Source organism: Luteibacter aegosomatis (assembly GCF_023078455.1).
Lineage (GTDB): Bacteria > Pseudomonadota > Gammaproteobacteria > Xanthomonadales > Rhodanobacteraceae > Luteibacter > Luteibacter aegosomatis.
Genome location: NZ_CP095740.1, coordinates 2167192 through 2185291, shown reverse-complemented (window position 1 = coordinate 2185291; position 18100 = coordinate 2167192). Strand labels below are relative to the sequence as shown.

The following is an 18100-nucleotide window of genomic DNA, read 5'->3' as shown; positions in this document are numbered from 1 at the left end:
AACGCGTTCAGCGAGATGATGGCGTCACGGGCGTCTCTATCCGTTCTCCGCACGCACGCTCATGCATCGTCCCACCGCGGCCAGTGGCGCCGCCCGCGTCGCCCCCTTCCGGCCGGGACGGTCTTCGTGGTTCAGGGATACCGGCCAGGGGACAGCGCACGTATGTGCCCAAGCATTTCACCCACCGGCCCACAGGGGCGGACGCAACCGCTTGCCGTCGTCATCGAAGCGCGAGAGGATCTTGCCTCCCTCGTGGGCGACACGCTACGGTTGCTCGGTTTCGAGTCGATGCTATGCAGGTCCCACGTCGCCGCCGCGCGGCTCGCGGAAAGCCGTTGTCCGCAGTTACTGGTCGCTTGCCTTCCGGCTTATCAACAGGATACGCGAGGCGCGTACCTGCGAGACTGCCGGGACATGATCGGACCGATACCCACGGTGCTCATGTTGTCCGACCTGCAACCGGACATGCGCAACGCTCCGGAGGGAGCCGTCTGCATCATGAAGCCCTTCACCCGCGCGGAGCTGCTCCTGGCGGTGGACGAGGCACTCGCAGCCATCGAGGATCATTCGGGTTCCTGAGCGTCCGCGCGATGGCAGGCAAGGCGTCACACGCGGGCTCCGTCGGATCGGTCAGCCCTGATCGACAGGTTCCCATAGCTCGATCGGATTGCCCTCGGGATCGTGAATGCGGGCGAAGCGTCCGACCCCGTCCATGTCCGACCGATGGGTCACGTCGATACCGGCATCCGTAAGCGCGGCGCACAGTTCGTCGAGCCCCGTCACGCGCAGATTGAGCATCCACTGGCGGTCGGCGGCGAAATAGTCGGTATTCGCCGGGAACGGCGAAAAAACGCTGGTACCGGCCTGCGTATCCCACGCGCCGTATTCGCCCGCCCCCACGCCCAGGTGGTCGGCGTACCAGGCGCTCAGTGCCGCCGGATCCTTCGCACGGAAGAAGAACCCTCCGATTCCCGTCACCGCCATGGCTGTCCCCTCACGGTTTGCAGGCGCCCATGCTAACCCAAGGCCGCCGCGGGACGCTCACGGCCTATGCAGCATGGTTCCGACGGCCTCGCTCAAGGTCGCCAGGCTGAAGGGCTTGGAGATCATCTTCATGCCGCGATCAAGAAACGCCGCCTGGTTGGTCGCGTTGTGCGCGTAGCCGGTGATGAACAGCACGGGCAACTCCGGACGGTCCCGGCGCACGATGTCGGCCAGTTGCCGACCGTTGAGACCGGGCAGGCCCACGTCCGTGACGAGGAGATCGGGCGTGGCCCCGGTGGCGAGCATCGGCAACGCGGCTTCGGCGGAATCGGCCGCGAGGACATCGTAGCCGAGCTCTTTCAGGAGTTCGGTCACCAGGACGCGCACCTGCGGATCGTCGTCGACGACCACGATCTGCTGGCCCTGGCCGCCGGTCACCCTGGCGATGCGTACCCCGTCTTCGGTGTTACCCGTTTCGCCCGCGAGCGGAAGGTAAAGGCATACCGTCGTCCCCTTCCCCACCGCCGAACGGATACGGACATGTCCTCGCGACTGGTTGATGAAACCATAGATCATCGACATGCCCAGGCCCGTTCCCTGGCCGATCGGCTTGGTGGTGAAGAACGGCTCGAACACCTTGGCGAGCGTGGCGTCGTCCATCCCGACGCCGGTATCGGCCACGGTCATCACGATGTACCGGTCCGTATCGTCGTCCGCGTACCGCTCCAACGTGATGCCCACGTCGAGCTTTCCACCATCTGGCATGGCATCGCGCGCATTGATGGCGAGATTGAGCAGCGCGCTTTCGAGTTGGTTGGCGTCGACCATCGCCGGCGGCAGGCCCGGCGCCACGGAGAGGCTCAGGCGCACCCGCTCGCCGAGGGTCCGGGTGAGCAGGTCATCCATCGAGTGGACCAGCGCGCCGACGTCGACCGGTTTCGGATCGAGCGACTGCCGCCGTGAAAACGCCAGCAGGCGTTGGGTCAGTCCGGCCGCTCGCTGCGCCGCGGTCGTCGCGATGTCGATGAGACGATGCATGCCATCGACCCGCCCTTCGTCCGCGCGGGTCCGCATCAATTCCAGGGAGGCCAGGATGCCCGTGAGCATGTTGTTGAAGTCGTGCGCGATGCCACCCGTCAACTGCCCCACGGCCTCCATCTTCTGCGCCTGGCGAAGCGCCTCGTCGCTCGCCTGGCGCGCGACCATCTCGGCCTCCAGTTCCGCCGTGCGTTCGGCCACCCGCCGTTCGAGCAGCGCGGCCTGTTGCTGCGTCGTTTCCAGCGCCATCTTCCGATCGGTGATGTCGGCCGCGAAGACGTGGAATCCGTCGACGTTGCCGAGCGCATCGAATCGCGGGATGTAACGGACTTCGGCATCCCGCCGGCGCCCGTCCGGCATGGGCCAGCCGATCTCCGCGAGGATACCTTCGCCGCGCAACACCCGCTCGATGTCGCCCTTGCGCTGGTTCCACAGCCGGGGGCCCACCACGTCCTCGACCCGTCGGCCGATGATGTCGGCGATCGGCATGCCCAACCATTCCTCGTAGGCGAGGTTGGCGAACCGGTAGACGAGGCCCGTGTCGATGAAGGCGATCAGCACCGGTAGCGCGTCGGCAACGAGCCGCAGTTCCGCCTCGCTCGCGGCGAGCGCTGCCTGGCTACGCTCCAGGCTGATCATCTGGTCGCGGATGACGAACTGCTTGAAGCGCGCGCGCAGGGCGCTTTCCACCGCACTGATCAGCGACGCCGAGCCCAGCGGCCGCTCGATCTCCACGACGTTGATGACCTCGGCGGGCAGTGCCGACGCGCGCCCACCGCTGCGCGAGCGCGGGGCGCGCAACAGCACGAAAGGAATATCCGACCAGGAAGGTTGCGCGGCGAGTGCTTTCCGGAGTGCGGACACGTCGAACGCCAGGGCCTCGTCGGTAATCACCACCGTGCCGACCTCGTCGCCGATGGCCCGCGCCAGACGATCGAGATCGTCGTAGATGGCCGGACGCATACCGCTGGACGAGAGTACCGAAGCGATGCTTTGAGCATCCTGCCCGAAAGGAGCGACGATGCAGACGGACCTACGCGTCGGCACTGCGCTCTTCCAGCAGGTGCTCTCCTTCTCCGTCGAATCGCGGAATTCCCGTCAGCACGCCATGGAACCGTTCCAGGGGTTCACCCACGCGCAAGCCCTTCGCATCGATGCGAAGCTCGCGAATGGTGTCTTCGTGGCCGCCGCCGCGGTTCTTCAGGATGCTGATGGCCTTCCTGATGCGCCCGCGTGCCTCGAAAAAGCGGAACAGCACGATGGTATCGGCGATATAGGAGACATCCAGCGCGCCGGTGGACATGCTGCCCACCAGGCCATGCTGCGGATTGACCAGGAAGGTGGTCACGCCCTTCTGGTTGAGATAGGACAGCAGCTCGTGCAGTTGCAGGAAGAGCTGCGTCTCCTGCGGCATCGACGCGATGTAGCCGTTGAGGCTGTCGATGACGATGATCCGGCAGTCCCGCTCTTCCACCGCGCGCCGGACGGTCCACGCGAACTCCCCGGGGGAGATGTCGGCGGGGTCCACCTGGGTCAGCTCGAGCAGGCCGGCGTCGATGTACGGTTGCAGGTCGTTGCCCAGGGCCTTCGCGCGTGTCAGCAGCGTGCCGATCCGCTCGTCGAACTCGAAGAAACAGCACCGCTCGCCACGCTTCAGCGCGGCGACCACGTACTGGATCGTGACGTTGGTCTTGCCCGCGCCGGCGGGGCCCGTCAGCAAGGTGCTGGTGCCTCGGAGCGGGCCGCCATAGAGCAGCCGGTCGAGTTCTTCCACGCCGCTGGGCACCGGTTCGCCGGCGAACGGGGCGTGATGATCCGCGGCGATGAGGCGCGGATAGACTTCGAGGCCACCGGTGAGCAGGGCGATGTCGTGATAGCCGGCCACGAAATCGACGCCACGGAGCTTCTGCACCTGCATGCGCCGGCGGGCCGCGCCGAATTCGAGGGTGACGCGTTCCAGCGACATCACGCCGTGGCAAAGGCTGTGCAGGTGGGCGTCGCGCTCGCCGCCCTCGCCGGTCAGGTCGTCGACCAGGATCACCGTGACGTGGCGTGGCGCGAAGAACTGCTTGAGGGCGAGTACCTGCCGACGATAGCGAAGCGGGTCCTGGGCGAGCAGGCGGAGCTCGGAGAGCGAATCGAATACCACGCGCGACGGCTTGCAGCGCTCGACCTCGGCCTGGATGAGGCGGATGGTGCCGCCCAGCTCCATTTCCCACGGATGCAGTACCGACTGCTGGCGGCCGTCGCCCAGCACCGATTCGGCGGCGGCGAGCTCGAACAGGTCGATGCCGTCGAGCGTCCAGCCATGCGAGCCCGCCACTTCGGCCAGTTCATCGGCGGTTTCCGACAGGGTGACGTACAGGCATCGTTCGCCCATCCGCACGCCTTCGCGCAGGTATTGCAGCGCGAGCGTGGTCTTGCCGGAACCGGGCTGCCCTTCGAGCAGATAGAGCCGATTGGTGGGCAAGCCGCCGCCGAGGACCACGTCGAGACCGGCGATGCCGGTACTGCAGCGGGGGAGTGACGTCATCAACGGGTTCTCCGCGACGGATGGAGATGGCTGCCCAAGGGGCGCTGGTCGGGTCACGTTCACTCGCGTCGGAAACAGCCGTTCGTCACGATAGTCAACGGGCCGGGCAATAACGATACCGGAGCAGGATGAAGCGGGCGTGTAGGCCCGTGCATCCCGCGATACGTCCCTACCGTAAAACCGGTACGGTCCGCCGCGCCTCCCGGCGGGCCGATCCCGCTCACTCCGTCACGCGGTAAGCCACACGCGCACCAGCGACAGCAGCTTGTCGATGTCCAGCGGCTTGGCCACGTAATCGTTGGCTCCCGCCTGCAGGCACTGTTGCTGGTCGTCCGGCATGGCCTTGGCGGTGAGCGCGATGATGGGCAAACGGGCGAAGCGCGGATCCTGGCGAATCTCGCGCGTGGCCGTCAGGCCATCCTTCACGGGCATCATGACGTCCATGAGCACGAGGTCGATCCCGTCGGCGCCATCCCTGGCCGACGCATCGAGCGCGTCGATGGCTTCCTGTCCGTTGCGCGCGATGGTCACCACGCAGCCGTGGGGTTCGAGCACGCTCATCAGCGCATACACGTTGCGCACGTCGTCCTCGACCAGGAGGATCCGCCGACCCTCGAGCGTCGCGTCACGGTGCAGCGCCTTGCGGATCATGCCCTGCTGCGCTTCGGGCAACTCGGCGATGACGCGATGCAGGAACAGCGACACTTCGTCCAGCAGGCGTTCGGGCGAGCGCGCGCCCTTGATGATGATGGAGCTGGAATAGCGCCTCAGGCGCTCTTCCTCCGCCGACGACAACACCCGCCCCGTGTAGACGATGACCGGCGGGAAACCGTAGGCCTCCTGGCTGCTCAGGGTTTCCAGCAACGCGAAGCCCGAGGTGTCCGGCAGCGACAGGTCGAGCACCATGCAATCGAAGGTTTCGTGGCGAAGCAACGACAGGCAGTCCGCCGCCGTGGCGGCGCCCACGGTGAGGACGTCCGCCGACGCCAGCAACCGACGAATGGCATCGAGCTGCACGGCATCGTCCTCGACCACCAGCACGCGACGGGGCCGCTGGGAGAGGCGGGCTTCCAGCGAATCGAGCACCTGCACCAGTTCTTCGCGGGTCGTGGGCTTGACCAGGTAGCCGACGGCACCGAGGGCGAGCGCGGTGCGCGAATGGTCTTCCGCCGAGATCACGTGGATCGGGATATGACGCGTGCGGATATCGTGCTTGAGGATGTCGAGCACCGAGAGCCCCGACTGGTCCGGCAGCCCGATGTCGAGCACGATGGCGTGCGGCATCTGCTCGCGGGCGGCGGCCAGCGCCTCGGCCGCGGTAGGCGCGACCCACGCGCGGAAACCCATTTCACTGGCGAGACCGGCGAGGATATCGGCGAACGCGCGGTCGTCCTCGATGATGAGGATGAGGCGACGGGGATCCAGCGATTCGGCGGCTGCGGGCTGATCGAAACGCAACGGCGCCGGCTCGGGCACGCTCCGCGGCGTCTGCACCGGCACCGGCACCGGCATCGGCGGTGCCTCGGATGCTACGCGAACCGCACTTTCCACGAGCTTGACCGGCATGGTGAGCGTGAACGTGCTGCCCTCACCGGGACGGCTCGTCACGGCGATGCTTCCGCCGAGCAGGCGCGCCAGTTCCACGGAAATCGACAGCCCCAGTCCCGTGCCGCCATAACGCCGGCTGATGGACCCGTCCGCCTGCTGGAACGCCTCGAAAATCCGCGCCTGCTGATCCGGCGCGATGCCGATGCCCGAGTCGGTTACCGAGAAGACCACGGTGCCTTGGCCCGCCGGACGGATGTCGAGCGTCACGCCACCGGTCTCGGTGAACTTCAGTGCGTTGGACAACAGGTTCTTCAGCACCTGCTCCAACCGCTGGCGGTCGCTCTCGATCACGGCGGGCGCGCCGGCCGCGGCCTTGACGGTGAAGGTCAGGCCCTTTTCCGTCGCCACCGGCGAGAACAACGCGGAAAGGTCGTCGAGCAACCCCTGCACGGGGAACGCTTCGCCGCGCACGTCGACGTGGCCGGCCTCGATCTTGGACAGGTCCAGGATGTCGTTGATGAGGGTGAGCAGATCCGTGCCCGAGGCGTGGATCGTCCGGGCGAACTTGACCTGCTCCTCGGTCAGGTTGCCGCCGGGGTTATCGGCAAGGAGCTTGGAGAGGATCAGCGCGGAATTCAGCGGCGTGCGAAGTTCATGGCTCATGTTGGCCAGGAATTCGGACTTGTACTGGCTCGCCCGGAGCACCTCCCGCGCCTTGGCTTCGATGGCCTCGTTGGCGAGGGCCAGTTCGTCGCGCTGCGCTTCCAGCTGCTGCGATTGCCCGGCCAGGTCCGCGTTGGTCTGCTCCAGTTCCGCCTGTTGCGACTCGAGTTCGTGCTGGGATTCGCGCAGGGCACGGCTCTGCTCTTCGAGTTCCTCGTTGGATACGCGCAATTCCTCGCCCTGCGCCTGGAGGGCCTCGGACTGGCGCAACGTCTCTTCCAGGAGCCGGCCCAGCTCGGCGCGATACGCGGCCGAACGCAGTGCGACGCCGATGGCCGGCGCGGCCTGCTCGAGCAGGGCGACCACGTCGTCGTCGACCGGATGGAAGAAACCCAGTTCGATCACGCCGTGCACCGCACCGTCGTGCGTACCCGGCGCGATCACCAGATGGCGGGGCATCGCCTGCCCCATGCCCGAGCCGATCCTGAAATAACCGTCCGGCACGTCGGAGACCACCACCACCCGCTGCTCGCCTACCGCGCGGTCGAGCAAGCTCCCCGGCGCGGATGTCGTGTCGCCGTCCGCGACGACACCCACGGCGCCTACGCGACGAAACCCCCTTCCCTCCGGCGTGAACAGGAGGCCTGCCTCGGCACCGAGGAACCGGGTGAGGAACGTGAGGATGACGCCGGCGAGCGCTTCGACGTCCTTGTCGCCGGCCATGGCCACGGCCAGTTCGAGCCGCCCGGCCTGCAACCAGGCCTCGCGCTCGCGGACCGCGGCATTGCGGCGGACGAGCACGGCGACGAACACGGTCAGCGCGATGCCGAGGAACGCGCTGGCGGCCCCGGAAGTCAGCGCCGTGCTGTATGCCGTTTCCATTTCGGCCAGGCGCTTGGCGCGCTGGTCGTATTCCGAGCTGCGCATGATGGCCAGGCGCGCGCGAATGTCGTCCATCGCGGCCTTGCCGCGATCCGAGGCGACGATCGCCAGGGCCGCATCCGCTCCGTTGCTCCGCCGGGCTTCGATCGTGGTCCGCAATTCATCGAGCTTGCTCTGCACCCGCGCGGCGAACTCGTTGAGGCGTTTTTGCTGGGCGGCATCGTCCGACATCGCCGCACGAATGGCGTCCATGCGCGCGGGGATGACACCGACGGCGTTCTGGTACGGCTCGAGGTATCGCTCGTTCCCCGTCAGCAGGAAGCCACGCTGGCCGGTTTCGGCATCCTGGATGCTGGAGAAGACGTCACCGAGCGCCCCGACCGTCTCCTGCGAGCGGATGACCATGCCGTTGTCGTTGCGGATGGTGTGCACGTTGAACCAGGCCACCATGCCGCTGCATACGAAAAAGACGACGACCACCGCCAGCGCGACGAGGGTGCGGGAGTCGCGGCCGGAACGGGCCGCCGATCGGCGGGACTTCAAGGTAGAAAGCATGGAAGGCGGCACGTATGGACGGACGGAATGAAGGGAATGGCCATGCCGACGACGGTCGCCATGGCCTCAGGCACGGCCCAGCATGTCCGTGACCGCCGCGAGGATATCCCGCGACGACGCCGGCTTGGCCAGGAACCTCCTCGGCTTGAGCGAGTCGGGCACGAGCGCCGGATCGGACGCGGAAAACAGCACGTACGGTATCGCGCACTCCTGCAGGCGCTTGGCCAGGGGAAACACGTCGCCATCGACCAGGTTCACGTCGAGAAGGGCCATGGCGGGCATGCCGAAAGCCAACGCGGCCTCGGCCTGGCGCAGCGAGGGAAACGGACCGATCACGGTCGCCCCCGCGTCTTCGAGCAGGTCCTGCAACAGCGAACCGATGATGGGATCGTCTTCCGCCAGGAGGATGACGCATTCACGGAGGGCGCTGGGCTCGCTCACCGCCCATCTCCCTGGGGTACGGCCGGCCTGCGCGGAAGGCGTACCTCGAAACGCACGAAGGCGTCGCCGTTTTCGGCGCGCACCGCGCCACCGTGGGCACGCACGAACTGGTCGACGATATAGAGTCCCAGACCCAGGCCCTGGCTCGGATTGAACGCGCCCTTGAACGGCTCGAACAGGCGGGGAAGGAGCGCGTCGCCGATGCGCCCGGCGTTGCGCACGCCGATGACGAGCACGTCGGCATGCGTGCCGTCCACGTGTACCGCGATCTGCCCGCCCTGCCCGTGCTGCACCGCGTTGCCCAGCAGGTTGGCGACCACCTGGCCCACGCGCACCTCGTCGAAGCGTCCGCCCAGGTCACCCTCGGTGGACAGCGTGATGTCGCGATCGGGATGAGCCCGCTGCGTCTCGTCCACCACGTCGGCGCAGATCCGCCCGAGGTCGACCGCCTTGAGGTCCATCGCCAGCACCGACGAACGGATGCGGGAGAAATCGAGCATCTGCTCGATCATCCGCGCCATGCGCATCGCGCTGGTCTTGACGTGGGATGCCGTCCTGGCCAGTGCCGTGCCGGCCGCTTCGTCGGTGAGCCGGTCCGCGCAGAGGCTGATCGCCGAGAGCGGCGTACGCAGGTCATGGGTCAGCACCGCCACCATCGTTTCGTTGAGCTCGAGCGCCCGCTCCAGTTGCTCGTTGCGCGCTTCCAGCTCGAGCCGCTGCCGGTGGAGCTGGATGAAGACGTCGACCTTGCCGGTGATCACCCGGGGTTCGATGGGCTTGTGCAGGAAATCCACCGCGCCGGTGTCGTAGCCCTTGAACGAACGGGCGGGGTCGCTGGGCGACGCCGTGAGGAAGATGATGGGCACGTGCCGGGTACGCGAGGATCCCCGCATCAGCTCGGCGAGGGTGAAGCCGTCCATCTCCGGCATCTGCACGTCGAGAAGGGCCAGCGCCACGTCGAACCGCAAGAGCAGCTCGAGGGCCTCGGCGCCCGAGGCCGCCTTGAGGATGGCCACGCCGTCGCGCGCAAGCAGCGCTTCCATGGCCGTGAGATTCTGCGGCACGTCGTCGACGATGAGGATGTGCGTCACGTGGGGCGACGGTATCGCCGCCAGCGGTGCGCTGTGGATGAAACTCATTGGAAGCTCCCCTGAAGCCTGTCGCACATGTCCCGCAAACGAAGGACGGCATCCGCGCCCGCCAACGCCAGGGCCGACTCGGGCATGGTCGGCACGGCCGCCTCCGACGGACACTGCACCCACGCCTTGCCACCGGCGCGGCGGACCGACACCAGTCCCTCGCTGCCGTCGGAGCTTGCGCCGGTGAGAAGGATGGCCAGCAATTGCGTACCGAACGCGGCGGCCGCGGATTCGAAAAGCACGTCGATCGACGGCCGCGAGAACTTCACCGGTTCGTCGATCGACAGGGCCAGTGTCTGGCGGTCTTCGACCAGCAGATGATAGTCCGGCGGCGCGAAGAACACCGTGCCGGGCCTGAGCGGCTGCTTGTCGTCGGCCTCGACGACCGGCAGCACGCAGCGGTAACCGAAGAGTTCCGCCAGCGCGCTGGGGCGATCTGGCGGAATGTGCTGCACGACCACGATCGGCGGCTCGAAGGTGGCCGGCAGGCCCTCGAGCAGGACGCGAAGCGCCTGGATGCCGCCCGCCGACGCGCCGATGACCACGGCGCCAAAGGGTTCGGGAAGGTCGGTCATCCCGGCACCTTGCGCTGATAGATGCGCTGCTCGGGCGCGAAGGCCTCGAACTTTTCCGCATGCGCGCCGAACTGCAGCGACTCCTTGCTGCCCAGGCCGAGGAATCCTTTCCTGACCAGCGAATCGCAGAACAGCCCCACCGCGCGATCCTGCAGGGCGCGGTTGAAATAGATGAGCACGTTGCGGCACGACACGAAGTGCACTTCGGAAAACACCGAATCCGTGGCGAGGCTGTGGTCGGCGAAAACGACCTGCTGGGTCAACCGCCGGTCGAACATGGCGTTGCCGTAGGCGGAGGTGTAGTAGTCCGACAGCGATCGCCGGCCCCCGGCCGCCAGGTAATTGCGGGAAAACTGCGCCACGCGATCGACGCGGTAGGTGCCTCGCTGGGCCTTGGCCAGGGCATCCGGGTTGATGTCGGTGGCGTAGATCATCGAGCGCTCGAGCAAGCCCTCTTCGGCCAGGAGGATGGCCAGCGACCACACTTCCTCCCCGCTGCTGCACCCCGCCACCCAGACCTTGACGGAGGGGTACGTCGTCAGCACGGGAACGACCTCTTCCCGGAGGGTTCGGAAGTACCCCGGGTCACGGAACATCTCCGAGACCTGCACGGTGAAGTACTGGATGGCCTCGGCGAAGAACTCGGGCTCGTGGATGATCCGGTGCTGCAGGTCGCTGACGCGCTCGCAGCCGAACCGGGTCATGGCATGGCGAACGCGACGCCTCAGGGAGCTGAAGGCGTAGCCGCGAAAATCGTAGTGATATCGCAGGTAGACGGCATCGAGCAGCAAACGCAACTCGATGTCGAACAATGGGGTGGCCTCGTCGGTCACGGGCGTCGGGCGGAAACGGCGGTCGCGAATTTAACCCGACTCACATGTGAAGACGATGTGGAGACGGCCGATGCCTCGCTTCCTTGCGAGGCTGGGGATTCCGTATCAGCGCTTGGCTTCCACGCCCGGCGTCACGTCCCTCGCCAGGAAATCATCCGTCAGCTCGGGGAGGTGATCGAGCAGCCATTCGGCCATGGCACGCTCCTGGGGAAGGATCTCGTCACAGACCCGCACCGTCTCGGTATCGCCGACCGCCAGGGCAGCCGCCCTCAGCGTGGTGTAGGTGGCGATTTCCAGATTCTCGAATACGTAGCCGGCGATCGCTCCCTTGACGATCTCGTCCGAATTGACGGCGCCGCCGGCCGCCTGGCCGAAGGCCATCACCTTACCCATCAAGTCTTTCGCGACCGAGCCCTTGGTATCGTGGCGGGCCAGGCAACCTTCCAGCAAGCGCTGCTGGCCGAGGGTTTCCTGCAGGTGTTGCTCGATGCGCGCCTTGAGTTTCGGATAGTGCTCGATGCGCGACGCCTGCGCCTTGAGCATCTGTTCGGCCTGCTGCTCCATCGCGTGGGCATCTCGCAGCCAGTCGATCAGGTTTTCTTGCAACTCTGCCATGGTGGGTTCGCCTTCCGTTGTGGAAATCCGATCCTGTCGGGCGTTCGATCAAGGAAGCAGGAACATCGCGTGAAGCGCCGCGTCCACGGCGCCGGTGAATCCTCCCGTGGGCCGCCATCGACATCCCGTCGACCCTCCCGCTGCCACGCTGGTCCGATTCCTGCCCTGGCGACCCGCATGACCCTCTCCACGCATCACCCGATCCCGGCCATCAGCGAAGGCCGGCCCTTTCCCCGTGGCGCCGCCTATGACGGGTCAGGCACGAATTTCGCGCTGTTTTCCGCCCACGCGACGCGCGTGGAACTGTGTCTCTTCGACGACGAGGGCCACGAGACCCGGGTCGACCTGCCCGAATACACCGACGAGATCTGGCACGGCTACCTGCCCGACGTGAAGCCGGGCCAGCGCTACGGCTACCGCGTGCACGGCCCCTACGAACCGGCGAAGGGCCACCGCTTCAATCCCAACAAGCTCCTGATCGATCCCTACGCCCGCGAGTTGACCGGCGACCTGGTCTGGTGCGACGAACTCTACGGCTATACCGTCGGCCATCCCGACCAGGACCTCAGCTACGACGAACGCGACAGCGCCCCCTTCGTACCCAAGGCCGTGGTGGTCGACGATGCCTATGCATGGGAAGGCGACGAGCGTCCCCAGCTTCCCTGGGACGACACCGTCGTCATGGAAACCCACGTGCGCGGCTACACCATGCGCCACCCGTCGGTGGCCGAGGACAGCCGCGGCACCTGTGCCGGAATGGCCACGCCCGCCGTGCTGGAGGGCATCCGCTCGCTCGGCGTCTCGGCGATCGAGCTGTTGCCCATGCATGCCTACCTCGACGACCGCCACCTGCTCGAAGCGGGGCGGCGCAACTACTGGGGCTACAACACCCTCGCCTTCTTCGCCGTGCAGCGCCGCTACCTGGCCAGCGGCCATCGGGACGAATTCCGCGATCTCGTGCGCGCGGCGCATGGCGCGGGCCTGGAAGTGATCCTCGACGTGGTCTACAACCACACCGCCGAGGGCAGCGAGCTGGGCCCCACCCTGTCCTTCCGCGGCATCGACAACGTGTCGTACTACCGGCTGGCCGAAGACCCGCGCTTCTACATCAACGACACCGGCACGGGAAACACCTTGAACGTCAGCCACCCGCGCGTGATCCAGATGGTGATGGATTCGCTGCGCTACTGGGTGACCGAGATGCACGTGGACGGTTTCCGCTTCGACCTGGCCACCATCCTCGGACGCGAGCCCACCGGGTTCGACCAACGCGGCGGCATCCTGGACGCGGTCGCCCAGGATCCGTTGCTGGCTTCGGTGAAGATGATCGCCGAGCCGTGGGACTGTGGTCCCGGCGGTTATCAGGTCGGCCATTTCCCGCCCGGTTGGGCGGAGTGGAACGACCGGTTCCGCGACGACGTGCGGGCGTTCTGGAGGGGCGACGAAGGCAAGCTGGCCGACTTCGGCAAGCGCCTCACCGGCTCGGCCGATTTCTTCGACAAACGCGGCCGGCGCCCGTGGGCAAGCGTCAACTTCGTCACCGCGCATGACGGCTTCACCCTGCACGACCTGGTCAGCTACGACGGCAAGCACAACGAGGCCAACGGCGAGGACAACCGCGACGGCTCGGACGACAACCGTTCGTGGAACTGTGGCGTCGAGGGCGACACCGACGACGCGGGCATCCTCGCGCTGCGCGAGCGGCAGATGCGCAACCTGCTCGCCACCCTTTTCCTCTCCAAGGGCACGCCGATGATGCTGGCCGGCGACGAGCGGGCGCAGACCCAGGGCGGCAACAACAACACCTACGGACAGGACAGCGAGATCGCCTGGATCGACTGGGAGCGCGATCCGACCGAAGGGCGCCTGGCCGACTTCGTGCGCGAACTTACCGCGCTGCGCCAACGTTTCCCCCTGCTCCGCCGTGGCCGGTTCCTCGACGGACGCTACGACGACGACGGCGGTGTACGCGACATCGTCTGGCTCGCGCCGGATGGAAGCGAAGCGGCCGAGGCCCACTGGACCGATCCGAGCGCACGCTCCATCGCCGCCCTCGTCGACGGCCGTGCGCAGCAGACCGGCGTGCGCAAACCCGGCACCGACGTCACCGTGCTGGTGCTCATCAACGGCTGGAGCGAAGGGGTGGCGTTCCGGCTCCCCCAGCGCGAGGAGTGCCCGACGTGGTCGGTGGTGCTGTCCACGGCACCCGAACTCGCCGCCGGGGTGAAGGGCCAGGGCGGCGAATCCTTCGTCTGTCCGCCGCGAGCCATGACGGTCATGGTGTGCAGCGCGGACTGACGACGCCGGGCCTACGGATTCGTCACGTTGCACGTCGCAACGTCCGGCTACACGGCATGCGGAGACGGTCATGAGCGACAGCAAGAGCAACCGGGGTGCGGCGGATCGTGAGCGGATCAACGTCAACGAGGACTACGAGGTTCGCTACTGGACCCAGCAACTGGGCATCAGCGAATCGAGGCTGCGGGAGGTCGTCGAGCGCGTCGGCCCGATGACCAAGGACGTGCGCGCCGCGCTGAAGTCCTGAGCCTCGCGCGCCCCGTTGACGGGGTTCTCACTATCGTGGGCAGGGCTCTGCAACACTCCACGGGCCCGTACGAGTCGCTTTTCTCTTATTAGACGTCTAAATGGCTCCCTGGGCACACGTTCCCGGCCGACCTCGCCCACGGGCCGGCCAGGGATCGCCCATGTGGGCCCAGAGGAGTGATTCGCCGATCATGAACCCGACGATCAAGACGTTGCTGGCCGCGGCCAGCCTGACGCTGGTGGCCGCCTTTCCCGCCCTGGCCGGGGAACGCAACCGAACGCCCGTCGTCGACGGGCCCACCGCCATGGCCCGCGCCCGCGTGGCGGCGGACGTGCTGATGAGCTCCTACGAGCCCGAAAAGGCGTGGTTCCCTTCCAGCTGGTGGAACTCCGCGGTGGCCCTGCAGACCATCGGCGACTACATGCAACGTACCGGCGATCGCCGCTACCTGGCCCAACTGGACAATACCTTCGAGAAGGACAAGGGCGTGTTTCCCGCCGGCGTGCTGTCCGGCGACCCCTTGCTGGGCAATTTCACCAGCCGCGCCATCGACGATTCCGAATGGTGGGGTCTCACCTGGCTGCAGGCCTACGACCTCACCCGCGATCCGAAATACCTCGACATGGCGGTCACCATCGCCAACTACGTCTACGGCTACTGGGACCCCGGCACCTGCGGCGGCGGCGTCTGGTGGAATGCCGAACGCACGTACAAGAACGCCATCACCAACGGCCTATGGATCCGCCTCACCGCCGAACTGCACAACCGCATCCCCGGCGACACGCTCTGGCTGGGTCGCTCGCGCACCGCCTGGGCATGGTTCCAGGGCAGCGGCATGATCAACGCCGACGGCCTGGTCAACGACGGCCTCACCGACGCCTGCACCAACAACGGCCAGAACGTGTGGACGTACAACCAGGGCCTGGCGATCGGCGCGGGCCTGGAGCTCTGGCGCGCCACGCGCGATCCGAAGATCCTGGGCACCGTGCGTCGCCTGGCCGATGCCGCCATCGGGCCGAACGCGCTGGTGACCGACGGCACGCTGAGCGAAACCTGCGACGCCACGGATCAAAGCTGCGACGACAACGCCAAGCAGTTCAAGGGCATCTTCATGCGTTACTGGACCGACCTGGTCGACACCACGCATGACCGCGGCTACGCGGCCTTCCTCGAACGGCAGGCCGCCACGATCTGGAACGACGACCGCGACGCCGCCAACCGCCTCGGCACCCGCTGGTCCGGTGCCACCGGCGACGGCCATCCCAACGTCTTCGACTGGCGCACCCAGGCCAGCGCACTCAGCGCGCTGGTCGGCGACGTACCGACGCTCACGCCGCTCGCGTCGCTGGCCGCCACCCTGTCGCCGGCACAACCGGTGGTCATGCCGTCCGCATCGGGCGCCACGACCATCCCCCTGAACCTCGGCGTCTCGGCCACCGGATACTTCCCCCTGCTGGCCCTCGCCTCCGTCGACGCGCCCACGGGCTGGAACGCCACGCCGCGAGCCACGCTGGTGACGCTGCAGCCGCATGGCAACGCCGCTCCGGTGAACCGCAGCGTTCCGTTGGCACTCACCGTGCCCAGTTCGGCCACGGACGGGCACCATCCGGTCACCACGGATCTCGTCGCGGCGGGGCTTCGCTTCACCGCGCAAGCCGACGTGCTGGTGGCGCATGCCATCGACTTCGACACCGGCACCGTCGACGAAAACCCGTGGCTGTTCGACCCCGATGGTTCGCAGAGCAACGGCGTGCAGAATCGCTTCGCCGACGGGCATGCGCACTTCACCTACCGCTTTCCCTTCCCCGTCGACACGAGCGCCGCGCACGTCACGTTGACCATCGATGCGGAGTTCCTCGTGGAAGCCAGCCCGGACAACGTGCACTGGACCACCGTGCTCAAGGAAGATCGCCCCGTGACCGACGGCTCGAACAAGGCCGACCGAAGCATCGACCTGACGCCGTTCCTCGGTGACGGCACCGGCGGTTCCAAGCCGGTCTACCTGAGGGTATCGGATGCGTTCCCCGACGACGGCTGGGGCGGACGCGTGTATCACGTCAAGGCGAACATCACGCAGTGACCTCCGCCGAAGCGGGCCTCGCCGGCCCGCTTCCCGGCGTTACGCGTAGACCATGCCGGTGAGTCGTTCCGATTCGCTCCACAGGCGGTCGGCGGCTTGCCGGTCCAACGCCTGTGACGGAACCTTCGCCACGGCGGGGAAGCCACGGACTTCGCTCAGTCTGTCCGGCCCGTAATAGGCACCGCCCCGGGCCTCATGGGACGTTGCAGCGAAGAGCGTCGGCAAGGCGCCTTGCGCGGCCGGCTGGAACAGGAACCAGAATAGGCGCCGCACCACGCCGGCGGCACTGCGCGGACCGAATCCGTTGGGAATCAGGTCGGTCCTCGAAATGCCCGGATGCGCGCCCATGCTGCGGATGCCCCAACCGGCCGCGTCGGCGCGGCGTTGCAGCTCCAGTGCGAACATCAGGCACGCGAGCTTCGACTGCGCATAGGCCGACATCGGCGCATAGCCGCGTTCCGATTGCAGGTCGTCGAAACGGATCGCACCGCTCCGGGCCGCGACGCTGGACAGGCTGACCACGCGCGCCGCGTCGCCCTTGCGCAACAAGGGTAGGAGTCGGCCCGTCAACGCGAAATGCCCGAGGTAGTTGGTGCCAAGCTGCGATTCGAAACCGTCGACGGTGGTGAGGCGCGTCGGCGGGCTCATCACCGCCGCGTTGTTGATCAGCAGGTCCAGGCTGCCTAGCGAGTCGCGCAACCGTGCGGCGAAGGACTCGATGGACGCCAGGCTTGCAAGATCCAGCACCTCGTATGTGACGTTCGCACCCGGTACCGTCTCGCTGATGCGCGCCACCGCCGCCGCGCCCCTCGTCGGATTCCTCCCCGCCAGGATGACGTGCGCGCCGGCGCGTGCCAGGGCCAACGCATCCTCGAACCCGAGCCCGCCCGGGCCCGTGACCACCGCCGTGCGGCCCTGCTGCGGCGGAATGTCCGCCGTCGTCCACTTCGCCATAATGGGTTTCCCGGTGTAAAGTCGCTTTCGCGCCATGAATATTATTGCACTGAGTGCATTTTTTAATGCACTCGGTGCACGAATGCAAGAGGATCGTTCGCATGCCGGCCGCCACGTCCCCATGAATACGCTTCCCGACGAGGGGCTGCGTGAGCGCAAGCGGCGGGAAACCCGCCAGCGCATCGCCGAGGCCGGCCAACGGCTCTTCATGATCCACGGTTACGACGCCACGACGCTCGACGCCATCGCCGCCGAGGCGGGCATCTCACGCCGCACCTTCTTCGCCTACTTCAGGTCGAAGGACGAGATCATCCTGTTCTGGCAGGCCGCCGACTCGGACCGCCTCGTCGCCGATCTTCTCCGGGCATCGCCCGACGCCTCCCCGCTGGACGCGGTGCGCGACATCATGGTGAAGCACATCGCGGGCTACACCACCGAGGAGATGACGGCCGTCGACGATCTCATGCGTTCGAGCGAGGCCTTGCTCGCCCGAAAGCCGGCGTACTACGCGGAGCTGGAGCGCGCCATCTACGAGGCGCTGGCCCAGGTGTGGCGGCAACCCGAGCGGCAGATCGGGCTGCGCATGGTGGCCGTGGTCGCCGTCGGCGCGATGAGGCTGACCCTGCAGGCGTGGCGGGAGCAGACTGGCAAGCGCAGGCCGATCGCCCAGATGCTGCGCGAGACGTTCGAGAGCCTGCGAGTGGAGCCCCGGTAG

The 18100-nt window shown here is 67.0% G+C and carries 15 protein-coding genes; 5 read left to right on the top strand and 10 right to left on the bottom strand.

Annotation, left to right across the window (positions count from 1 at the left end):
• The first annotated feature begins 414 nt into the window (after positions 1-414).
• Positions 415-579 carry a hypothetical protein gene (locus tag L2Y94_RS09975; protein ID WP_247374801.1) on the top strand — a complete coding sequence of 55 codons (165 nt, stop codon included), beginning with the start codon at positions 415-417 and terminating at the stop codon, positions 577-579.
• Positions 580-630: 51 nt separating this feature from the next.
• Here L2Y94_RS09975 and L2Y94_RS09970 read toward each other — a convergent pair whose 3' ends face one another.
• The 9 genes from L2Y94_RS09970 to L2Y94_RS09930 all read right to left on the bottom strand — a co-directional run bounded on the left by L2Y94_RS09970 (position 631) and on the right by L2Y94_RS09930 (position 11806).
• Positions 631-984, bottom strand: coding sequence for a VOC family protein (locus L2Y94_RS09970; protein ID WP_247374799.1), 354 nt, complete (start codon positions 982-984; stop codon positions 631-633).
• Positions 985-1041: 57 nt separating this feature from the next.
• Positions 1042-2985, bottom strand: a complete 1944-nt coding sequence (locus L2Y94_RS09965) for a hybrid sensor histidine kinase/response regulator (RefSeq protein ID WP_247374796.1) — start codon at positions 2983-2985, stop codon at positions 1042-1044.
• A gap of 70 nt (positions 2986-3055) precedes the next feature.
• The gene (locus tag L2Y94_RS09960) at positions 3056-4555 is read right to left on the bottom strand and encodes an ATPase domain-containing protein (protein WP_247374794.1); all 1500 of its coding nucleotides are present in this window, start codon (positions 4553-4555) and stop codon (positions 3056-3058) included.
• A gap of 228 nt (positions 4556-4783) precedes the next feature.
• Positions 4784-8191 carry a response regulator gene (locus L2Y94_RS09955; RefSeq protein WP_247374792.1) on the bottom strand — a complete coding sequence of 1136 codons (3408 nt, stop codon included), beginning with the start codon at positions 8189-8191 and terminating at the stop codon, positions 4784-4786.
• Positions 8192-8269: 78 nt separating this feature from the next.
• On the bottom strand, positions 8270-8644 hold the full coding sequence (locus L2Y94_RS09950) for a response regulator (RefSeq protein WP_247374791.1): 375 nt from the start codon (positions 8642-8644) through the stop codon (positions 8270-8272).
• Positions 8641-9783, bottom strand: a complete 1143-nt coding sequence (locus L2Y94_RS09945; protein WP_247374790.1) for a hybrid sensor histidine kinase/response regulator — start codon at positions 9781-9783, stop codon at positions 8641-8643. Before L2Y94_RS09945 ends, L2Y94_RS09950 begins: the two co-directional genes overlap by 4 nt.
• The gene (locus L2Y94_RS09940; RefSeq protein WP_247374789.1) at positions 9780-10358 is read right to left on the bottom strand and encodes a chemotaxis protein CheB; all 579 of its coding nucleotides are present in this window, start codon (positions 10356-10358) and stop codon (positions 9780-9782) included. Before L2Y94_RS09940 ends, L2Y94_RS09945 begins: the two co-directional genes overlap by 4 nt.
• Entirely contained in the window at positions 10355-11191 is an 837-nt protein-coding gene (locus L2Y94_RS09935; RefSeq protein ID WP_247374788.1) for a CheR family methyltransferase, read from the bottom strand. Before L2Y94_RS09935 ends, L2Y94_RS09940 begins: the two co-directional genes overlap by 4 nt.
• A gap of 105 nt (positions 11192-11296) precedes the next feature.
• Positions 11297-11806, bottom strand: coding sequence for a ferritin-like domain-containing protein (locus tag L2Y94_RS09930; RefSeq protein ID WP_247374787.1), 510 nt, complete (start codon positions 11804-11806; stop codon positions 11297-11299).
• A gap of 177 nt (positions 11807-11983) precedes the next feature.
• Between L2Y94_RS09930 and glgX the strand changes: the two genes are divergently transcribed.
• The 3 genes from glgX to L2Y94_RS09915 all read left to right on the top strand — a co-directional run bounded on the left by glgX (position 11984) and on the right by L2Y94_RS09915 (position 16431).
• On the top strand, positions 11984-14104 hold the full coding sequence (glgX, locus tag L2Y94_RS09925; RefSeq protein ID WP_247374786.1) for a glycogen debranching protein GlgX: 2121 nt from the start codon (positions 11984-11986) through the stop codon (positions 14102-14104).
• Positions 14105-14174: 70 nt separating this feature from the next.
• A complete protein-coding gene (locus L2Y94_RS09920) occupies positions 14175-14351 on the top strand; it encodes a DUF3606 domain-containing protein (RefSeq protein ID WP_247374785.1) in 177 nt (58 codons plus the stop codon).
• Between the two features lie 190 nt (positions 14352-14541).
• Complete coding sequence (locus L2Y94_RS09915) at positions 14542-16431, top strand: glycoside hydrolase family 76 protein (protein ID WP_247374784.1); 1890 nt, start codon at positions 14542-14544, stop codon at positions 16429-16431.
• A 39-nt stretch (positions 16432-16470) separates the two neighbouring features.
• Here the strand turns inward: L2Y94_RS09915 and L2Y94_RS09910 are convergent, their stop codons facing one another.
• Positions 16471-17385: an oxidoreductase gene (locus tag L2Y94_RS09910; RefSeq protein WP_247374783.1), complete on the bottom strand. Its 915-nt coding sequence runs from the start codon at positions 17383-17385 to the stop codon at positions 16471-16473.
• Positions 17386-17506: 121 nt separating this feature from the next.
• Between L2Y94_RS09910 and L2Y94_RS09905 the strand changes: the two genes are divergently transcribed.
• Positions 17507-18100 (top strand): TetR/AcrR family transcriptional regulator, encoded by a 594-nt coding sequence (locus tag L2Y94_RS09905; protein WP_247374782.1) that lies wholly within the window; start codon positions 17507-17509, stop codon positions 18098-18100.

What these genes read in the sequence shown, in the direction of transcription:
- L2Y94_RS09975 (WP_247374801.1), top strand. Translation starts at nt 415, where the DNA reads ATGATCGGACCGATACCCACGGTGCTCATGTTGTCCGACCTGCAACCG.
- L2Y94_RS09970 (WP_247374799.1), bottom strand. Translation starts at nt 984, where the DNA reads ATGGCGGTGACGGGAATCGGAGGGTTCTTCTTCCGTGCGAAGGATCCG.
- L2Y94_RS09965 (WP_247374796.1), bottom strand. Translation starts at nt 2,985, where the DNA reads ATGCGTCCGGCCATCTACGACGATCTCGATCGTCTGGCGCGGGCCATC.
- L2Y94_RS09960 (WP_247374794.1), bottom strand. Translation starts at nt 4,555, where the DNA reads ATGACGTCACTCCCCCGCTGCAGTACCGGCATCGCCGGTCTCGACGTG.
- L2Y94_RS09945 (WP_247374790.1), bottom strand. Translation starts at nt 9,783, where the DNA reads ATGAGTTTCATCCACAGCGCACCGCTGGCGGCGATACCGTCGCCCCAC.
- L2Y94_RS09940 (WP_247374789.1), bottom strand. Translation starts at nt 10,358, where the DNA reads ATGACCGACCTTCCCGAACCCTTTGGCGCCGTGGTCATCGGCGCGTCG.
- L2Y94_RS09930 (WP_247374787.1), bottom strand. Translation starts at nt 11,806, where the DNA reads ATGGCAGAGTTGCAAGAAAACCTGATCGACTGGCTGCGAGATGCCCAC.
- glgX (WP_247374786.1), top strand. Translation starts at nt 11,984, where the DNA reads ATGACCCTCTCCACGCATCACCCGATCCCGGCCATCAGCGAAGGCCGG.
- L2Y94_RS09920 (WP_247374785.1), top strand. Translation starts at nt 14,175, where the DNA reads ATGAGCGACAGCAAGAGCAACCGGGGTGCGGCGGATCGTGAGCGGATC.
- L2Y94_RS09915 (WP_247374784.1), top strand. Translation starts at nt 14,542, where the DNA reads ATGAACCCGACGATCAAGACGTTGCTGGCCGCGGCCAGCCTGACGCTG.
- L2Y94_RS09910 (WP_247374783.1), bottom strand. Translation starts at nt 17,385, where the DNA reads ATGGCGAAGTGGACGACGGCGGACATTCCGCCGCAGCAGGGCCGCACG.
- L2Y94_RS09905 (WP_247374782.1), top strand. Translation starts at nt 17,507, where the DNA reads ATGAATACGCTTCCCGACGAGGGGCTGCGTGAGCGCAAGCGGCGGGAA.